Genomic DNA, 15,875 nt, shown 5'->3' on the forward strand with positions numbered 1-15,875 from the left:
GTATCGAGATCCACGTCCGTCAGAAGGTGAGGGCGGACGCCTCACCTGCTGAAGTCGGTGGGTCTCGATACGCCCCTGCGGGGCTACTCGACCAGCATGGTGGCGGGGCTACTCGACCAGCATGGTGGCGGGGCTACTCGACCAGCATGCAGTGCGCACTACTCGCCGGCCGGATCGGGGGCCGTCGTCGGGCTCTCGTCGGTGGTCGAGCGCGCGAGCTTCACGGTGGTCGCGCCGGCGTCGTCGAAGAGGCGGAGGCGTCCGCCGTCGATCGAGGCCATCGCCGACGAGCTGAAGATCGTGGGCAGGGCGACGCCGTCGCAGGCGATCTGAGTGCTCATGCCGGCCTCGACCGAGAGTGCGCCCTCGCCGTCGATCGACCACTCCCCCTGCGCACCGTTGCAGCCGTCGGATCCCGTCCAGGTGCCGTCGTCGGCGATCAGGAGGAAGGGCACCTCCGGCGAGTCGTACGACACACCGGTCACCCAGCGTCCGACGAGGTCCTCCGGCGCCGGAGCCGCCATCGCGTCGACTCCCGACCCTTCGGCGCAGCCGGCGAGGCCGAGCGCGACCGCGAGCACCGCGGAGGCGCCGAGCACTCGGCGGATCATCGACCGAGGAGCTTCTGCAGCTGCTCCAGCTCCTCCGGCGTCGGCTGCGCCGCGCCCTTGCCGGCGCCGCCGCCGAGCCCGAAGCCCGAGCCTCCGGCGTCCGAGGGACGGGGCCCCGCGGCCAGCGCCGCGTTCTCGGCCGCGCGCTTGGCAGGGTTTCCCGACTTCGAGCCGGCCTTCTTCTTCTGCGGCTTCGGCTTGCCGCCGTAGCCGGCGCCGGGCACTGGACCCATGCCGGGGACGTTGGGCATCCCGCCCTTCGCGACCGTCTTCATCATCTTCGCGGCCTGCTCGAAGCGGATCACGAGCTGGTTGACGTCGGTGACGGTCATGCCCGAGCCGCGCGCGATGCGCAGGCGGCGCGAGCCGTTGAGCAGCTTGGGGTTCAGGCGCTCGGCCTTCGTCATCGACTGGATGATCGCCTCGGTGCGCACGATCTCGCGCTCGTCGAACTGGTCGAGCTGCTCGCGCATGCCCTTCGCGCCCGGGAGCATGCCGATCATCTTCTTGATCGAGCCCATGTTGCGCAGCTGCTGCATCTGGCTGAGGAAGTCGTCGAGCGTGAACGAGTCGCTCATGATCTTCTCGGCGACCTTGCGCGCCTCGTCCTCGTCGAACGCGGACTGCGCCTGCTCGATGAGGGTCAGCACGTCGCCGAGGTCGAGGATGCGGCTCGCCATGCGGTCGGGGTGGAACTGCTCGAAGTCGTCGAGCGACTCACCCGTCGAGGCGAACAGGATCGGACGGCCGGTGAGCGACGCGACCGACAGGGCCGCGCCTCCGCGGGCGTCGCCGTCGAGCTTCGACAGGACGACGCCGGTGAAGTCGACGCCCTCCTGGAACGCCTTCGCGGTCGCGACCGCGTCCTGGCCGATCATCGCGTCGATGACGAAGAGCACCTCGTCGGGGTTCGTCACCCGGCGGATGTCGGAGGCCTGCTTCATCATGTCGGCGTCGACGCCGAGACGGCCGGCGGTGTCGATGATGACGGTGTCGTACTGCTTGTCGGTGGCGTAGCGGATCGCCTCCTGGGCGACCTTGACCGGGTTGCCGACTCCGTTGCCGGGCTGCGGGGCGAAGACCGCGACTCCAGCCTGCTCGCCGACGACCTGCAGCTGCTGCACCGCGTTGGGTCGCTGGAGGTCTGCCGCGACGAGGAGCGGGGTGTGGCCGTCCTTGCCGAGGTACTTGCCGAGCTTGCCCGCGAGGGTCGTCTTGCCCGCGCCCTGGAGGCCGGCGAGCATGATGACGGTCGGCGGCCTCTTCGCGAACTCGAGACGGCGCGACTGACCGCCGAGGATCGCGACGAGCTCCTCGTTGACGATCTGCACGACCTGCTGCGCCGGGTTGAGCGCCTTGTTGACCTCGTCGCCGAGGGCCCGCTCGCGCACCTTGCCGGTGAACTCCTTGACCACCTCGAGCGCGACGTCGGCGTCGAGCAGGGCGCGCCGGATCTCGCGGACGGTGCCGTCGACGTCGGAGGCCGAGAGCTTGCCCTTGGTGCGGAGGTTCTTGAACGTCTCGACGAGTCGATCGGAGAGGGTGCCGAAAGTAGCCATGATGCCCTGAATTCTACCGGAGCCGCGGAGGGGGTCGGTCGGAACGCGGTGCCGGTCGATTAACTGGGTCCAGTGCAAGAAAGAGAATAGGGTGGCGGCGTGATCGAGACACTCGTGGCGGGCGACTCCGCCGATCCCCTGGACTACCGCGACGGCTGGGAGCTGCAGCGCCGCCTCCACGCCGAGATCGTGGCCGGTGAGCGGCCGAGCACCCTGGTGCTCTGCGAGCACGCCTCCGTCTACACGGCGGGCAAGCGCACCGAGGCGCACGAGCGGCCCGACGACGGCTCCCCCGTCGTCGACGTCGACCGGGGCGGACGCATCACCTGGCACGGGCCAGGGCAGCTCGTCGGTTATCCGATCGTGCGCCTGCGCGAGCCTGTCGACGTGGTCGCCTACGTCCGCTCGCTCGAGGGTGCGCTGATCGCGGTGCTCTCCGACCTGGGCGTCGAGGGCGTGCGGGTCGACGGACGCTCGGGCGTCTGGATCCGGCGCGCGACGGGTGCCGACAAGATCGCGGCGATCGGCATCCGCGTCGCCGGCGGCGTGACGATGCACGGCTTCGCCCTCAACGTCTCGAACAGCCTCGAGCCCTACTCGCGCATCGTGGCGTGCGGCATCGCCGACGCGGGGGTCACCACGATCGAGCGCGAGCGGGGCAGCGCGCCGTCGATGGCGGTCGTGCGCGCGAGGGTGCTGGCGAGGTTCTCGGAGGCGGCACCCGCCTTCGCAGCGCCGGCCATCGCCTCCGAGGGGGTCGCGGCGTGAGCGCCGAGATCGGCGGCCGCAAGCTGCTGCGGCTCGAGGTGCGCAACGCCGAGACGCCGATCGAGCGGAAGCCGCCGTGGATCCGCACGAAGGCGACGATGGGCCCGGAGTACCGGCAGCTCCAGTCGCTCGTGAAGAGCGAGGAGCTGCACACGGTCTGCCAGGAGGCGGGCTGCCCGAACATCTTCGAGTGCTGGGAGGACCGCGAGGCGACGTTCCTCATCGGCGGCGCGCAGTGCACCAGGCGCTGCGACTTCTGCCAGATCGACACCGGGAAGCCGGCCGACTACGACGCCGACGAGCCGCGACGCGTCGGCGAGTCGGTGGCACGGATGAACCTCCGCTACGCCACCGTCACCGGGGTCGCGCGCGACGACCTGCCCGACGAGGGCTCGTGGCTCTACGCCGAGACGATCCGGCAGATCCACGCGCAGTCGCCGGGGACGGGCGTCGAGATCCTGGTGCCCGACTTCACCGGGCGCGCCGAGCACCTCCAGCGCGTGTTCGACGCGCGGCCCGAGGTGTTCGCGCACAACGTCGAGACGGTGCCGCGGATCTTCAAGCGGATCCGGCCCGCCTTCCGCTACGAGCGCTCGCTCGACGTGCTCACCCAAGGCCGCGAGGCGGGGCTGATCACCAAGTCGAACCTCATCCTCGGCATGGGCGAGGAGCGCGAGGAGATCTCGCAGGCGCTCCAGGACCTGCACGACGCCGGCACCGACATCGTCACGATCACGCAGTACCTGCGGCCGACCGCGCGCCACCTGCCGGTCGACCGCTGGGTGCACCCGGAGGAGTTCGTGGCGATCAAGGAGGAGGCGGAGGACATCGGGTTCCTCGGCGTGCTCTCGGGTCCGCTGGTGCGCTCGTCCTACCGCGCAGGGCGGCTCTGGGCGCGGTCGATGGAGTCGAAGGGGCTGCCGGTGCCGGAGCACCTGCGGCACCTGGCCGACGCGGCTCTCGGCTTCTCGCAGGCGGTCTGACGCGGCTCCGCGAGATGCCACTTCGGTACGCCTCCCGCGGCGTGTCGCGTACCGGAGTGGCATCTCGCGGTGGGGTTGCACCCGTGGGGGCCGGGGAGCAACACCGGAGGAGAGACGCCCCGCGTATTCTGACGTCATGTCGACGGTCACGGAGCGAGCGAGCGCCCTGCGCGCGGCGGTCGACGCGCACCGTGGTGCTCTGTCCGACGTGCTCGCCCGCTACGGCGCGAGCAATCCGCGACTCTTCGGCTCCGTCGCGCGGGGTGACGCGCACACCGAGAGCGACGTCGATCTGTTCGTCGATCTCGACGCGGCCGCGGGCAACCCGCTGCTGCGCGTCGCGGGGATCGGGGAGGAGCTCAGCCGGATCCTGGGTGTGCGAGTCGATGTGGTGGCGGAGTCGCTGCTCCGCGAGGCCGTGTCCGTCACCGCCCATCGCGACATGGTCGCCCTGTGAGCAGGTCGTCGGACGACCGCTTCTCCGACATGCTCGCGGCGATCGAGCGCTGCCTCGAGTACCGCGCCTACCTCGAAGAGGAAAATGCTCTTCTCTCGGGGATGGCGCTCGACGCGGTACTCCGAAATCTGGCAGTGATCGGAGAAGCGGTGCGCACGCTCCCTGAAGCCGAGCTCCGGTCTTTCGCCGATGTTCCCTGGGCGTCGATCGCCGGTCTCCGGAATGTCATCGTGCACGAGTACTTCCGAATTCAGCCGGCACTGATCGTCGAGATCGTCGACGACGAACTCGTCCCTCTGGCCGCCGCGCTGCGCGGGAGACGGTCGTAGCGGTAGCCGACGGCGCTCTCGTCGGGTGGCTCTCCCAGCGCCAGGGTCAGCCGACGAGCTGCTGGGCGAAGACGTGGGGGGTGAAACCGGTCAGGTCGCCGATCTTCTCGCCCTGGCCGACGAGCTTGATCGGGATGCCGGTCCGCTCCTGGACGGCGAGGACGAAGCCGCCCTTGGCGGAGCCGTCGAGCTTGGTGATCACCAGACCGGTGACGCCCGCGTGCTCGATGAACGCCTCCGCCTGGCTGAGGCCGTTCTGACCGGTCGTCGCGTCGAGGACGAGCAGGATCTCGGAGATGGGCGCCTGCTTCTCGATGACGCGCTTGATCTTGGTCAGCTCGTCCATCAGACCGCCCTTGGTGTGCAGGCGGCCGGCGGTGTCGATGATGACCATCTCGATGCCGTTGTCCTTCGCGAACTGCACGGTCTGGAAGGCGACGGACGCCGGATCCTGACGCTCCTGCTGCGGGCGGACGATCTGCGCGTCGGCGCGCTGAGCCCACGTGGCGAGCTGGTCGACGGCGGCGGCGCGGAAGGTGTCGGCCGCGCCGACGACGACGCTGCGGTCGAAGTTGCGGAGGAACTTGGCGAACTTGCCGATGGTGGTGGTCTTGCCGACGCCGTTCACTCCGACGACCAGGATCACGGCGGGACGCTCGCTGAGCTTGAGCGTCGTGTCGTACTTCGACAGCCGCTCCTCGAGCGACTCGCGGAGCATGCGCTGCAGGTCGCGCGGATCTGTCGTGCTGTAACGCTCGACCTTCGCGCGGAGGTCGGCGACCATCTCCTCGGTGATGTCCGGACCGAAGTCGGCGGTGATCAGAGCCGTCTCGAGGTCGTCCCAGGTCTGGTCGTCGATCGTGCGCTTCTCGAACAGGCCGCGCAGTGCGCGACCGAGCGACCAGGAGGTGCGTTCAGCCATGGGTCCAGGGTACCGGGGCGCGGGGGTGGGGCACTCTGGCGCGGATAGGTGCGTTCTGCAGGTGATGGCGGTGTCGCGAGAGGATCCGTGCGGCTGAGCGCGCTCTCTCACGCCGGAGTCCTGCAGATCGCACCGGCTCCTGCAGATCGCACGGGAGCCTGCAGACCGCACGCGAGCCGCGGCGTCAGACCGCCGGCGCCTCCACGCGCTGGCCCACCACGGCCGACACGCCGTCCTGGCGCATCGAGACGCCGTAGAGGGCGTCCGCGATCTCCATCGTGCGCTTCTGGTGCGTGATCACGATCAGCTGGCTCGAGGTCCGCAGGTCCTGGAAGATGCTCAAGAGTCGACCCAGGTTGGCGTCGTCGAGCGCCGCCTCGACCTCGTCCATGATGTAGAACGGGCTCGGCCGCGACTTGAAGATCGCGACCATGAAGGCGACCGCTGCGAGCGAGCGCTCGCCTCCCGAGAGCAGCGAGAGCCGCTCGATCTTCTTGCCGGCCGGGCGCACCGCGACCTCGATGCCGGTCGTCAGCAGGTTCTCGGGGTCGGTCAGGCGGATGCTGCCGGTGCCGCCCGGGAAGAGCACCGGGAAGACGTCGGCGAAGGCGGCCTGCGTGTCGTCGAACGCCGAGGCGAAGACCGTCTGCATGGTCTCGTCGAGCTCCTCGATGATCGTGAGGAGGTCGCGGCGGGTGTTGGTGAGGTCGGTCAGCTGCTCGGTGAGGAAGACGTGCCTCTGCTCGAGCGCGGCGAACTCCTCGAGAGCGAGCGGGTTCACCCGGCCGAGCTGGCCGAGCTGCTTCTCGGCCTTGTCGAGGCGCCGGCGCTGCTCGTCGCGGACGAACGGGCGATCGGGGGCGTTTGAGTCGGTCTCGTCGGGCACGCCGACCTCGGGTCCGTACTCGGCGACCAGCACGTCCTCGACGAGGCCGAGCTCGGAACCCGATCGCTCGAGCAGGCCGGAGAGCTGCAGCCGCTTCTCGTAGATCTGCAGCTCGAGTCCGTGCACGCTCTCGGTCACCGACTGGAGGCGATCGCGCAGCGCGGCCTCCTCGCGCCGCAGCGTCTGCAGCTCGGCGTTCTGCTGCGAGCGCGCGGTCTCGGCCTGCACCAGCTCGGCGCGCGCCTGCTGCACCGAACGGTCGACGGAGGCGAGCACCGCGGGGATCGCGCCGGTCACGTCGGCCGCGGCGTCGTGCTGGCGCCGGCGGAGGACTGCGCGGCGCGCGGCCTCGTCGGCGGCCGCGCGATCGGCGGCGAGCTGGCGGGCGAGGGCCTCGCCGCGGGACTGCTCGGCGCGCACGCGCTCCTTCGCGGTCTCGACTCCGAGCCGCGCCTCGATCTCTCGCTCGCGCGCCGCGTCGACCTCGGCCTGCAGACCGTCGCGGCCGCTCACGTCGAGGATCGGCCGTGGGCGGGAGCGGGCGGTGTCGAGCTCGCTCTTGGCCCGGTGCGCCGCCTGCTCCGCGTCGCCGACGCGCTCGGACGCGATGGCGAGCGCCTTCTCGCCGCGGCCGTGCTCGGCGACGGCGGCCTCGAGCTGCGCGCGGACCCGGCCCAGGCGCTCGGTGTGAGCGGCTCGGGCGGCGTCGTGCTCGCGCAGCGCGGAGAGGGCGAGCCTCGACTGCTCCTTCGCCGCCTTCAGCGCGCCGGTCTGCTCGGCGAGGTCGAAGCGGAGGCGGTCGATGCTCCCCTCGATCTCGTCCAGCCGGCTCGCGGCCGAGTCTCGCTCGGAGACGAGCTCGAGGCGGCTGCGCTGCCCGCCGGAGCCTCCGCTGAGGACGACGTCGGAGACCGCCGCTCCGTCGCGGGTGACCACGGTGACGGGGTGCGCGCCGCCCGAGAACGCCGGCCACAGTCTCCGCGCCACGGCGAGGTCGTCGACGACGACGACCTGCTCGAGGAGCGCCAGGACACCGGCGGGCCCGGTGACGAGGTCGCCCGCGCGGATCGCCCCCTCCGGGACGTCGATGCCGATCGGGGGCCGAGCCGCGTCGGCGACGAGCAGCTCGACCCGCCCGAGATCGCGGCGGACCGCCTCGTCGAGCGCCGCCTCCGCGTGCTCGACGGTGTCGGCGAGGACCGCGTCGGCGGCGACCCCGAGGGCGGCGGCGATCGCGGCCTCGTAGCCGGGGCGCACCTGGATCCGCTCGGCGACCCTGCCGCGGATGCCGTCCAGGCGCGTCGCGATCAGCTCGGCCGAGCCGTCGGAGACGTCGAGGGCGAGCGAGAGGGCGCTGGTGCGGGCGGCGAGTCCGTCGCGCTCGCGCTCGAGGGCGTGCAGCTCCTCGCGGAGGCGCTCGATCTCGCCCTCGGCCTCGAAGACGGAGGACTGCGCGAGCTCGTAGCCCTCGTCGAGCGTGCCGTCGGTGCCTCCGCCCGCCTCGCCGATCTCGTCCTCGAGGGCGTCGAGCTGACGCTGGGCCGCCTCGCGCCGCTGCACCGCGGAGTCGAGGGTGTTCTGGGCGCGCAGGACCTCGCCCCGCACGGCGGCCAGTCGGGAGGCGGCGCTGTCGGCCTGTCCGGTGAGCTTCGAGATCTCGAGATCGTGCCGCGAGACCAGCGCCGACTGCGCGGCGATCTCGTCGTCGACGGCGTCGAGCGCGCGCCGGGCGGCGAGCGTCGCGAGCTGTGCCGCGGCCCACGCCGCCTCGGAGTCGAGCACGGCCTGCCGCAGCCGCTCCAGCTCCTCCCCCGCCTCCTCGATCAGCTGCGGAGTGACCCGCGGCTGCGCGGCCGGCTGCTCCGCCTCGAGCTCGAGCATCGCGAGGCGCTGCCCGGCGAGCGCCGACAGGTTGCGCAGCCGCTCCTGCACCGACTCGAGCTCGAACGTCGTGCGCCGGGCGTCGTCGACCGCGTCGCCGACCATCTCGGACTCGATGCGCGCCATCCGCAGCGTCGCCTGCTCGAGCTTCTCCTGCAGCACGATGCGCTCGCTGTGGCGCTCGCTCTCGGAGCGGGCGAAGCCGTCGAGGGCGGTGCGGAGGGTCACCACGTCGTCCGCGAGCAGGCGCGCCCGCGCGTCGCGCACGACCGCCGCGATCGTCTGCGCCTGCCGTGCCACCTCCGCCTGCCGGCCGAGCGGCTTGAGCTGGCGCCGGATCTCGCCCGCGAGGTCGGAGAGACGCGTCAGGTTGGCCTGCATCGCGTCGAGCTTGCGCAGGGTCTTCTCCTTGCGGCGGCGGTGCTTGAGGATCCCGGCGGCCTCCTCGATGAAGCCGCGGCGCTCCTCCGCAGTCGCGTGGAGCACCGCGTCGAGCTGACCCTGTCCGACGATGACGTGCATCTCGCGACCGAGACCGGAGTCGCTCAGCAGCTCCTGCACATCGAGCAGCCGGCAGGAGCGGCCGTTGATCGCGTACTCGCTGCCGCCGTTGCGGAACAGCGTGCGGGTGATCGTCACCTCGGTGTACTCGATCGGCAGAGCGCCGTCGGTGTTGTCGATGGTGAGGGCGACCTCGGCGCGGCCGAGGGGACCGCGGGTCGAGGTGCCCGCGAAGATGACGTCCTCCATCTTGCCGCCGCGGAGGGTCTTGGCGCCCTGCTCCCCCATCACCCAGGCGAGCGCGTCGACGACGTTGCTCTTGCCCGAGCCGTTGGGGCCGACGACGCAGGTGACGCCGGGCTCGAAGGCGAACGTGGTCGGCTGAGCGAAGGACTTGAACCCCTTGAGGGTCAGGCTCTTCAGATACACCCGCGCCCGCCTCGCTCCCGGTCGAAAACGCTCCCCACGGTACTCGATGGGGTCGCTCCGGCCCGGGAGGCGGGCGCGGCCGGATCTCCGAGGCCTGCGACCGTGCACACTGGGGAGGTGACCCGCACCGCCGTCCGCGCTCTCGCGATACCGGAGCGCCCCGGCGCCGACGGCTGGAAGGACTTCGTCGCCCTGACCGCGATCGGCAACGCGATCGAGGCCGAGGGCACGGGTACCGACGACCTCGGCTACGCCCCCGAGACGAACCTCGGGGAGTGGCGGCAGCAGGAGTTCTCGCCCCGGCGGGCCTACCTCGCCGAGCGGGACGGCCGCGTCGTCGGCGGCGGGGAGCTGCACTGGAGCGCCGAGCCCGGGGACGACGCCGCGTGGCTGTCGATCGCGGTGCTCCCCGACGAGCGCGGACAGGGTGCGGGGACGGCCCTGCTCGAGCGGCTGAGCGCGGACGCGGTCGATCTCGGCAGGCGCGTGCTGCAGACCTGGACGGCGCACCGGGCGGACGCCGGCGGCGAGCGCACGGAGCCGCTCTCGGGCGCGGGCTCGGTCCCCTCCGCCGACACCGGATCGCGCTGGCTCGCTGAGCGGGGCTGGAGTCTCGAGCAGGTCGAGCGCGTCAGCGTCGCGCGGCTCCCGATCGCGTCGCTCGAGGAGCGCCGTCGCGTCGCCCTCGAGCACAGCGCGGGCTACGAGGTGCTGCACTGGCGCGGGGCGACACCGGAGCAGTGGATCGACGACCTGCTCCTCCTCCGCACCGCGATGTCCACGCAGGCGCCGTCGGCCGGTCTGTCGGTGCCCGAGGAGACCTGGACCCGCGATCGGCTCGCGGCCCACGAGCGCGGGGCAGCGGCCGGCGGACGGGTCGAGCTCGCCTCCGCCGCGCTGCACCGCTCGAGCGGGCGGCTCGTCGGCTACTGCACGACCGATCTGCTGCCCGACCGCCCCGCGCTGTGGGGCGACACGCTCGTGCTGCCGGAGCACCGCGGCCACCGCCTGGGCATGCTGCTGAAGCTCGACGCCCTCGAGCAGCTCGCCGCGACGGGCTGCTCGGCCGTCTACACCTGGAACGCCGAGGAGAACCGCCCGATGCTCACCGTGAACGAGGCCGTGGGCTTCACCGCCGTCGCCGTCGAGGGCCAGTGGAAGAAGGTGCTCGCGTGAGCGATCTCAGCGCAGGCGAACGTGAGCGCTTCGCCCGCCAGATCCGCCTGTTCGGCGAGGAGGGGCAGCGGAGGCTCCTGGACGCGCGGGTCCTGGTGCTCGGCGCCGGCGGCATCGGCTCGCCGGTGATCACGGCGCTCGCCGCGGCCGGCATCGGGCGGCTCGGGATCGTCGACTCCGATGCCGTCGAGCCGTCGAACCTCTCGCGCCAGACTGCGCACGACGGCGACTCGGTCGGGCGGTCGAAGGCGGAGTCGGCGGCCGCGACCGCACGCCGCCTCGCGCCGGGGATCGACGCGCGCGCCTTCTCCGTCGCGTTCACCTCGGCGAACGCAGATTCGCTGGTCGAGGGCTGGGACGTTGTCGTCGACGGCTTCGACACCTTCGGGTCGCGCTATCTGGCCTCTGACGCGACCACCCGCGCCGGCATCCCGCACGTCTGGGGCTCGGCCCTCGGCTTCGACGGCCAGCTCTCGACGTTCTGGGCCGAGGCGCCGGGCGGAGGCGTCACGCTGCGGGCTCTGCACCCGGAGGCGGAGGACTCGGCCGACAGCTGCGCCACGGTCGGCGTCCTGGGGACGCTCTGCGCGACGATCGGCTCGGCGATGGCGAGCGAGGTCGTGAAGCTGGTGACGGGAGTCGGTGCACCGCTGTTCGGGCGGGTGCTGGTGCACGACGCGCTCGACGGGTCGTGGACCGAGCTGCCGCTCGCGCGCGCGGTGCCGACCGTTCCTCCGCCGCTCGTGGGTGCGGGGGCGGTGACGGCCGCCGAGCTGCGTGCGCGGCTGGCGGGATCGCGCCCGCCGACGGTGATCGACCTCCGCGAGGACTCCGAGGACCGCTCGATCGCGGTGCCGGGGGCGGTGCGGATGCCGATGTCCCGCTTCGACCCGGGGGCGCTGCCCACGGGACCGCTGGTGCTGTACTGCGCGTCGGGGGTCCGCTCGCGGCTGGCGGCGGAGCGCGCGGCGGCGGCGGGGATCGCCTCGGACTCGCTGGTGGGCGGGGCGGCGGGCTGGGGCTGACGCCCTGAGGCGCTAGACGAGTCCGTGCCGGTGCGCGAAGGCGACGAGCTGCAGTCGGGACGCGAGACCGAGCTTGCCGAGGATGCTGGAGACGTGGCTCTTGACGGTCGACTCACTCAAGTGGGCCTGACCCGCGATCTCGGCGATGCTCCGACCCTGGGCGGCGGAGGCGAAGATCTCCCGCTCCTTGGCGGAGAGAGCGGCGAGCGCCTCCGGAGTCGCGGGCGCGACGGTGGACACGTAGTCGCGCAGCGGGGAGCGGTGGCCCGCGCCGGCGATGATCGTGCGGCCGGCGGCGACGGCGCGGACCGTGCCGAGCAGCAGCTCGGTGGAGGCGTCCTTCATGAGGAAGCCGACGGCGCCGGCGGCGAGAGCCTCGGCTATCGCACTGTCGTGCTGATGGGTCGTGAGGATGATCACCCGGGTGCGGTTGGCCGGCTCCTGCGTGATCCGGCGGGCGGCCGAGATGCCGTCGAGGACCGGCATCCGCACATCGAGGAGGAGGACGTCGGGTCTCGCGCCGAGCGCCAGGGCGACCGCGGCGGAGCCGGTGTAGGCCGCGCCTGCGAACTCCAGATCGGTCTCGGCGTCGATCAGCATCTGCAGCCCGGAGCAGAACAGCAGGTGGTCATCGGCGACCGCCACGCGGATCACGGCGCCACCTCGACGGGAGGCGCCGGCACCGAGGCGGTGACGACGAAGCTCTCGCCGTCCTGCGACTCCTCGGCGGTCAACCACCCGCCCGCGAGCTCGGCACGCTCCTTCATCCCCACGACTCCCCGACCCGACCCGATCGACGGCTCGCGGCCCGGCCGCCCGCGCGAGGTGACCTCGAGCAGGAGCGCGGAACCGCTCCAGAGCAGCCGGACGAGGGCGTTCGGCCGGTCGCCGCTGTGCCGCAGCGCATTGGTCAGCGCCTCCTGGACGATGCGGTAGACCGCCAGCTGCTGGCCGCCGGTGAGCGGGACTCGTGCCCCGGACTCCTCGATGTCGACGGCGAGACCGGCGGAGCGGAACCGCTCACCGAGCGCGGGGAGGCTCTCGAGCGTCGGCTGGTCGAGGACGACGGCGCCGGGCCCGATGGACTCGAGGAGCATCCGCACCTCCACGAGTGACGCGCGAGCGACGTCGGAGATCACTCCGAGGGACGTCTCGGCTCGCCCGGGGTCGACCCGGACGAGCGAAGCGGCTCCGTTCGCCTGGGCGAGGACGATCGACAGCGACTGCGCCATGATGTCGTGAACGTCGCGGGCGATGCGGGAGCGCTCGGAGATGAGGGTCAGCTCGCGGCCAGCGTCGTCGAGGCTCTGCTCGAGCGCGCGCCGCTCGACGAGCAGCTGCGCGCGCCCGCGGATCAGGCGGTGGAGGTGCCCTCCGGCCAGTCCGAGCACGACCAGGCCGACCGGCACTCCGGCCGCGAAGGGACCCTCCGCTCGGTAGGCGAGAGCGCCGGAGCCGACGAGGAGCAGAGCGGAGAGCACGACTCCGGCCCGCGACGGAGGACGGGCGCCCGTGCGGACGGCGGCGTAGACGAGGCCGGTGACGAGCGATCCCATGCCGCTGGAAGCCGTGTCCGGCAGGAGGACCGCGCACACGGCCAGGGCTGCGGACGCCCCGACGGCGACCCACGGTGCTGAGGAACAGGCGGCCACGACTGCGGTGACGAGCAGGACGAGCGCGGCGCGGCCCGATCCGCCGTCGCCACCGATGCGCCCCGCCTCCGCCGACAGCCAGAACCCGCCGAATGCCGCCGCGACGAGGAGGTCGAGCCAGGGGCGGGCACGACGGAGGAGAGCGGGCATGCCCCGACGCTAACGGCTGCCCCGCGCCGCGCGTCGTGCGCACGGAGCCTTTTCGTCCGAACGGACAAGAGGGAGTGGCTGTTCGTCCGGCGCCCGCAGCGGGTACGGCGCCTTCACTGGAGAGGCGCCGCAGTCGAGCGCCCCATCTCTGGAGAGGTCACCACCATGAGTCACGTTCCGCCGTCATCGTCCCGACGTCCGCAGCCGCCGGCCGGAGGGCGACCCGCTCGTCCTCTGGCTCGAGTGGCCGCCGCGTGGTCGGCACTCCTCCTCGTCCTCCTCGCGGGGTGCTCCCAGAGCGCCTTCGGCGCATCCGCCCCACGCGACCCGTCGTTGCACGCGGTGCTCGATCGGAACAGCGGTGAGATCGTCCTCCCTCTGAGCGAGTACGACTTCTACGACTCCGAATCGACGATGGATCTGGCGAACCACGCCACCGACATCGCCCTCGCGACCTGCATGACCGCCGCGGGATCCGTCTACTCCGCGGTCTCGATAGAGGAGATCCCCGAGTCGAGGATCGGGGACAGGACCTACGGCCTCTGGAACGAGGACCAGGCGCTCCTGCACGGATTCGGATCGGCGCCCTCGCCGGTCGATGCGGCGATCGATGCCGACCGCGCGGCAGGGGGCGAGGCGTGGGACGCGGCGTACGAGGACTGCGCGACGCGGCCGGACGCGGAGCTCACCGCGCTCCTCCCCGACAACGGCGAGCTCACCGAGTCGCTCGTGCCCCGACTCCGGACGGCCGCCTACAACTCGGCCTCCGCCGACCCGGCCTGGCAGGCCGCTCGCGAGTCGTGGTGGCAGTGCCTCCGCGAGGCCGGACTCGACCCGCGCACCGGTTCGGGCGACTGGACGTCGCGCCAGGGAGTCGAGGTCGCCGAGGCCCGCAGTCCGGCGGGCGGTTCCGCGAGCGAGGAGGAGATCCGCGTCGCGTCGACTGAGGCGCGGTGCAACAGCGAGACCGGGCTGGCACAGACCCTCGGCGATCTGGAGGCCTCGTACCAGGCCCCGCTGATCACCGCGAACCGGGCGGCGCTGGACGAGCTGAAGGCCGAGAACGCCGAGCGCCTCGCCGGCCTCCGCGACTACCTCGCCCGCAGGGGCTGAGCCGCGGCCCGGAGTCGCGTCGCCGCCTCCGCACGAGCAGGTGGCGGCGCGGCGTCAGCCGCCGGCGAACGGCGGCAGCACGTCGACCGCCGCGCCGTCGGTGAGCGGAGTCGCGCGATCGGTCGTCGACACACCTCCGACGAGGTAGGTGCACCGCGCCAGCACCTCGGCCGCACTCGGCGCGGATTCGACCAGCCGCGCCTCGAGCGCACCCAGATCAGCCACGCCGTCGAACTCGTCGCCGGCGCGCCCCAGAGCGGCCTTCGCCGCGGCGAAGTAGCGGACGCGCACGCTCATCCGCCGATCGCGCTCATCGTGCGCTCGGGCTGCACGAAGCCCACGCGGTTCATCTCGTGGCCGGCCGGCTTGCCCCACATCGCGCCGCGCCAGAGCTGGGCGACCTCGTGGTCGTCGGCACCCGCGCGCATCGGGGAGAGCAGGTCGGTCTCGTCGTTCGAGAACAGGCAGCTGCGCACTCCGCCCTCCGCCGTCAGGCGCGTGCGACGGCAGTCTCCGCAGAACGGCTCGGTGACGGAGGCGATGATGCCCACCTGACCGAGGACCGGCCCTTCGAGGACACCGGTCTCGTGCACGTCGAACAGCTCGGCGGGGGCTCCGTCGCGCGGGGCGGCGTGCGGGGTGAGGGTGAAGCGCTCCGAGAGGATCTCGCGGATCCCGGCGGCGGTGATCATCGTCTCGCGGTCCCAGCCGTGGTCGGCGTCGAGGGCCATCTGCTCGATGAAGCGCAGCTGGTGACCGCCGGCGAGCGCCCACGCGAGCAGCTCGGGCGCCTCCTTGTCGTTGATGCCGGGGAGGAGCACGGCGTTGATCTTCGTCTGGGCGAGTCCCGCGGGGCCCAGGGCGTCGATGCCGGCGAGCACGCGGTCGAGGAACGGGCGCCGGGTGACCTTCGCGAAGGTCTCGGCGCAGATGGAGTCGAGCGAGACGTTGACGCGGTTCAGGCCGGCCGCGGCGAGCGCCTCCGCTCGACCCGAGAGGCCGATCGCGTTGGTGGTCAGCGAGATCTCGGGGCGGGGCTCGAGCGCGGCGACGTCGCGGATGATGTCGACGAGATCCTTCCGCAGCAGCGGCTCCCCGCCGGTGAAGCGGATCTGCCGCACGCCGAACTGCTCGACCGCGATGCGCGCGAGCCGCACGATCTCGTCGCGGGTGAGCAGTGACGCGGGCGGGAGGAAGGGCAGCCCCTCGGCCGGCATGCAGTAGGTGCAGCGCAGATTGCACTTGTCGGTGAGGGAGATGCGCAGGTCGTCGGCGACCCGTCCGTAGGTGTCGAGGAGGAGCGGAGTCGCGGGGCGCTCGGCCGGGAGCACGGAGCTCTGCTGCCGGGGCCGGATGCCGGGAATCCCGAGTGCTGTGCTCATCCGGACAGACTACGCGCCGGATCTGCGCGCGACCCGGCAGGATGGACTCCT

The 15,875-nt window shown here is 72.2% G+C and carries 15 protein-coding genes; 7 read left to right on the plus strand and 8 right to left on the minus strand.

Annotated features, from left to right (window positions below):
• Positions 1 to 158: 158 nt before the first annotated feature.
• Both GRS96_RS12905 and ffh read right to left on the minus strand, forming a co-directional pair.
• Positions 159 to 611, minus strand: a complete 453-nt coding sequence (locus tag GRS96_RS12905; RefSeq protein WP_159853975.1) for an META domain-containing protein — start codon at positions 609 to 611, stop codon at positions 159 to 161.
• Positions 608 to 2,170 (minus strand): signal recognition particle protein, encoded by a 1,563-nt coding sequence (gene ffh, locus GRS96_RS12910; RefSeq protein WP_159988667.1) that lies wholly within the window; start codon positions 2,168 to 2,170, stop codon positions 608 to 610. The genes GRS96_RS12905 and ffh overlap by 4 nt, the downstream gene beginning before the upstream one ends.
• Before the next feature lie 99 nt (positions 2,171 to 2,269).
• On the opposite strand from ffh, the gene lipB reads away from it, so the two are divergent.
• The 4 genes from lipB (at position 2,270) to GRS96_RS12930 (ending at position 4,707) form a co-directional block, all read left to right on the plus strand.
• Positions 2,270 to 2,938, plus strand: coding sequence for a lipoyl(octanoyl) transferase LipB (lipB, locus tag GRS96_RS12915; protein WP_159853979.1), 669 nt, complete (start codon positions 2,270 to 2,272; stop codon positions 2,936 to 2,938).
• Positions 2,935 to 3,921 carry a lipoyl synthase gene (gene lipA, locus GRS96_RS12920; RefSeq protein WP_204162084.1) on the plus strand — a complete coding sequence of 329 codons (987 nt, stop codon included), beginning with the start codon at positions 2,935 to 2,937 and terminating at the stop codon, positions 3,919 to 3,921. Before lipB ends, lipA begins: the two co-directional genes overlap by 4 nt.
• Positions 3,922 to 4,057: 136 nt before the next feature.
• Complete coding sequence (locus tag GRS96_RS12925; protein WP_159853981.1) at positions 4,058 to 4,378, plus strand: nucleotidyltransferase family protein; 321 nt, start codon at positions 4,058 to 4,060, stop codon at positions 4,376 to 4,378.
• A 29-nt stretch (positions 4,379 to 4,407) separates the two neighbouring features.
• On the plus strand, positions 4,408 to 4,707 hold the full coding sequence (locus GRS96_RS12930; RefSeq protein ID WP_159988668.1) for a HepT-like ribonuclease domain-containing protein: 300 nt from the start codon (positions 4,408 to 4,410) through the stop codon (positions 4,705 to 4,707).
• 46 nt (positions 4,708 to 4,753) lie between these two features.
• Here GRS96_RS12930 and ftsY read toward each other — a convergent pair whose 3' ends face one another.
• Both ftsY and smc read right to left on the minus strand, forming a co-directional pair.
• Positions 4,754 to 5,629 (minus strand): signal recognition particle-docking protein FtsY, encoded by an 876-nt coding sequence (gene ftsY, locus GRS96_RS12935; RefSeq protein ID WP_159853985.1) that lies wholly within the window; start codon positions 5,627 to 5,629, stop codon positions 4,754 to 4,756.
• 184 nt (positions 5,630 to 5,813) lie between these two features.
• A complete protein-coding gene (smc, locus tag GRS96_RS12940) occupies positions 5,814 to 9,326 on the minus strand; it encodes a chromosome segregation protein SMC (RefSeq protein WP_159988669.1) in 3,513 nt (1,170 codons plus the stop codon).
• A 117-nt stretch (positions 9,327 to 9,443) separates the two neighbouring features.
• Here smc and GRS96_RS12945 point away from each other — a divergent pair, with 117 nt between their 5' ends.
• Positions 9,444 to 10,502 carry a GNAT family N-acetyltransferase gene (locus GRS96_RS12945; RefSeq protein WP_159988670.1) on the plus strand — a complete coding sequence of 353 codons (1,059 nt, stop codon included), beginning with the start codon at positions 9,444 to 9,446 and terminating at the stop codon, positions 10,500 to 10,502.
• Entirely contained in the window at positions 10,499 to 11,527 is a 1,029-nt protein-coding gene (locus GRS96_RS12950) for a HesA/MoeB/ThiF family protein (RefSeq protein WP_159988671.1), read from the plus strand. The genes GRS96_RS12945 and GRS96_RS12950 overlap by 4 nt, the downstream gene beginning before the upstream one ends.
• A 12-nt stretch (positions 11,528 to 11,539) precedes the next feature.
• On the opposite strand, the gene GRS96_RS12955 is transcribed toward GRS96_RS12950, so the two are convergent.
• Positions 11,540 to 12,181, minus strand: a complete 642-nt coding sequence (locus GRS96_RS12955) for a response regulator transcription factor (protein ID WP_159853992.1) — start codon at positions 12,179 to 12,181, stop codon at positions 11,540 to 11,542.
• On the minus strand, positions 12,178 to 13,329 hold the full coding sequence (locus GRS96_RS12960) for a sensor histidine kinase (protein ID WP_159853994.1): 1,152 nt from the start codon (positions 13,327 to 13,329) through the stop codon (positions 12,178 to 12,180). The genes GRS96_RS12955 and GRS96_RS12960 overlap by 4 nt, the downstream gene beginning before the upstream one ends.
• 243 nt (positions 13,330 to 13,572) lie before the next feature.
• On the opposite strand from GRS96_RS12960, the gene GRS96_RS12965 reads away from it, so the two are divergent.
• Positions 13,573 to 14,442 carry a hypothetical protein gene (locus tag GRS96_RS12965; RefSeq protein WP_159988672.1) on the plus strand — a complete coding sequence of 290 codons (870 nt, stop codon included), beginning with the start codon at positions 13,573 to 13,575 and terminating at the stop codon, positions 14,440 to 14,442.
• 54 nt (positions 14,443 to 14,496) lie between these two features.
• On the opposite strand, the gene GRS96_RS12970 is transcribed toward GRS96_RS12965, so the two are convergent.
• Together GRS96_RS12970 and moaA are read right to left on the minus strand one after the other, a co-directional pair.
• Positions 14,497 to 14,739: a MoaD/ThiS family protein gene (locus tag GRS96_RS12970; RefSeq protein ID WP_159853998.1), complete on the minus strand. Its 243-nt coding sequence runs from the start codon at positions 14,737 to 14,739 to the stop codon at positions 14,497 to 14,499.
• A complete protein-coding gene (gene moaA, locus GRS96_RS12975; protein WP_159854000.1) occupies positions 14,736 to 15,824 on the minus strand; it encodes a GTP 3',8-cyclase MoaA in 1,089 nt (362 codons plus the stop codon). The genes GRS96_RS12970 and moaA overlap by 4 nt, the downstream gene beginning before the upstream one ends.
• Between the last annotated feature and the right edge of the window lie 51 nt (positions 15,825 to 15,875).

The sequence above is a fragment of the Rathayibacter sp. VKM Ac-2803 genome, from assembly GCF_009807175.1.
GTDB lineage: Bacteria > Actinomycetota > Actinomycetes > Actinomycetales > Microbacteriaceae > Rathayibacter.

Bases quoted from the DNA above. Each gene is read 5' to 3' on its own strand.
- GRS96_RS12925 (WP_159853981.1), top strand. From the start codon at position 4,058: ATGTCGACGGTCACGGAGCGAGCGAGCGCCCTGCGCGCGGCGGTCGAC.
- GRS96_RS12970 (WP_159853998.1), bottom strand. From the start codon at position 14,739: ATGAGCGTGCGCGTCCGCTACTTCGCCGCGGCGAAGGCCGCTCTGGGG.
- GRS96_RS12930 (WP_159988668.1), top strand. From the start codon at position 4,408: ATGCTCGCGGCGATCGAGCGCTGCCTCGAGTACCGCGCCTACCTCGAA.
- moaA (WP_159854000.1), bottom strand. From the start codon at position 15,824: ATGAGCACAGCACTCGGGATTCCCGGCATCCGGCCCCGGCAGCAGAGC.
- GRS96_RS12905 (WP_159853975.1), bottom strand. From the start codon at position 611: ATGATCCGCCGAGTGCTCGGCGCCTCCGCGGTGCTCGCGGTCGCGCTC.
- ftsY (WP_159853985.1), bottom strand. From the start codon at position 5,629: ATGGCTGAACGCACCTCCTGGTCGCTCGGTCGCGCACTGCGCGGCCTG.
- ffh (WP_159988667.1), bottom strand. From the start codon at position 2,170: ATGGCTACTTTCGGCACCCTCTCCGATCGACTCGTCGAGACGTTCAAG.
- GRS96_RS12960 (WP_159853994.1), bottom strand. From the start codon at position 13,329: ATGCCCGCTCTCCTCCGTCGTGCCCGCCCCTGGCTCGACCTCCTCGTC.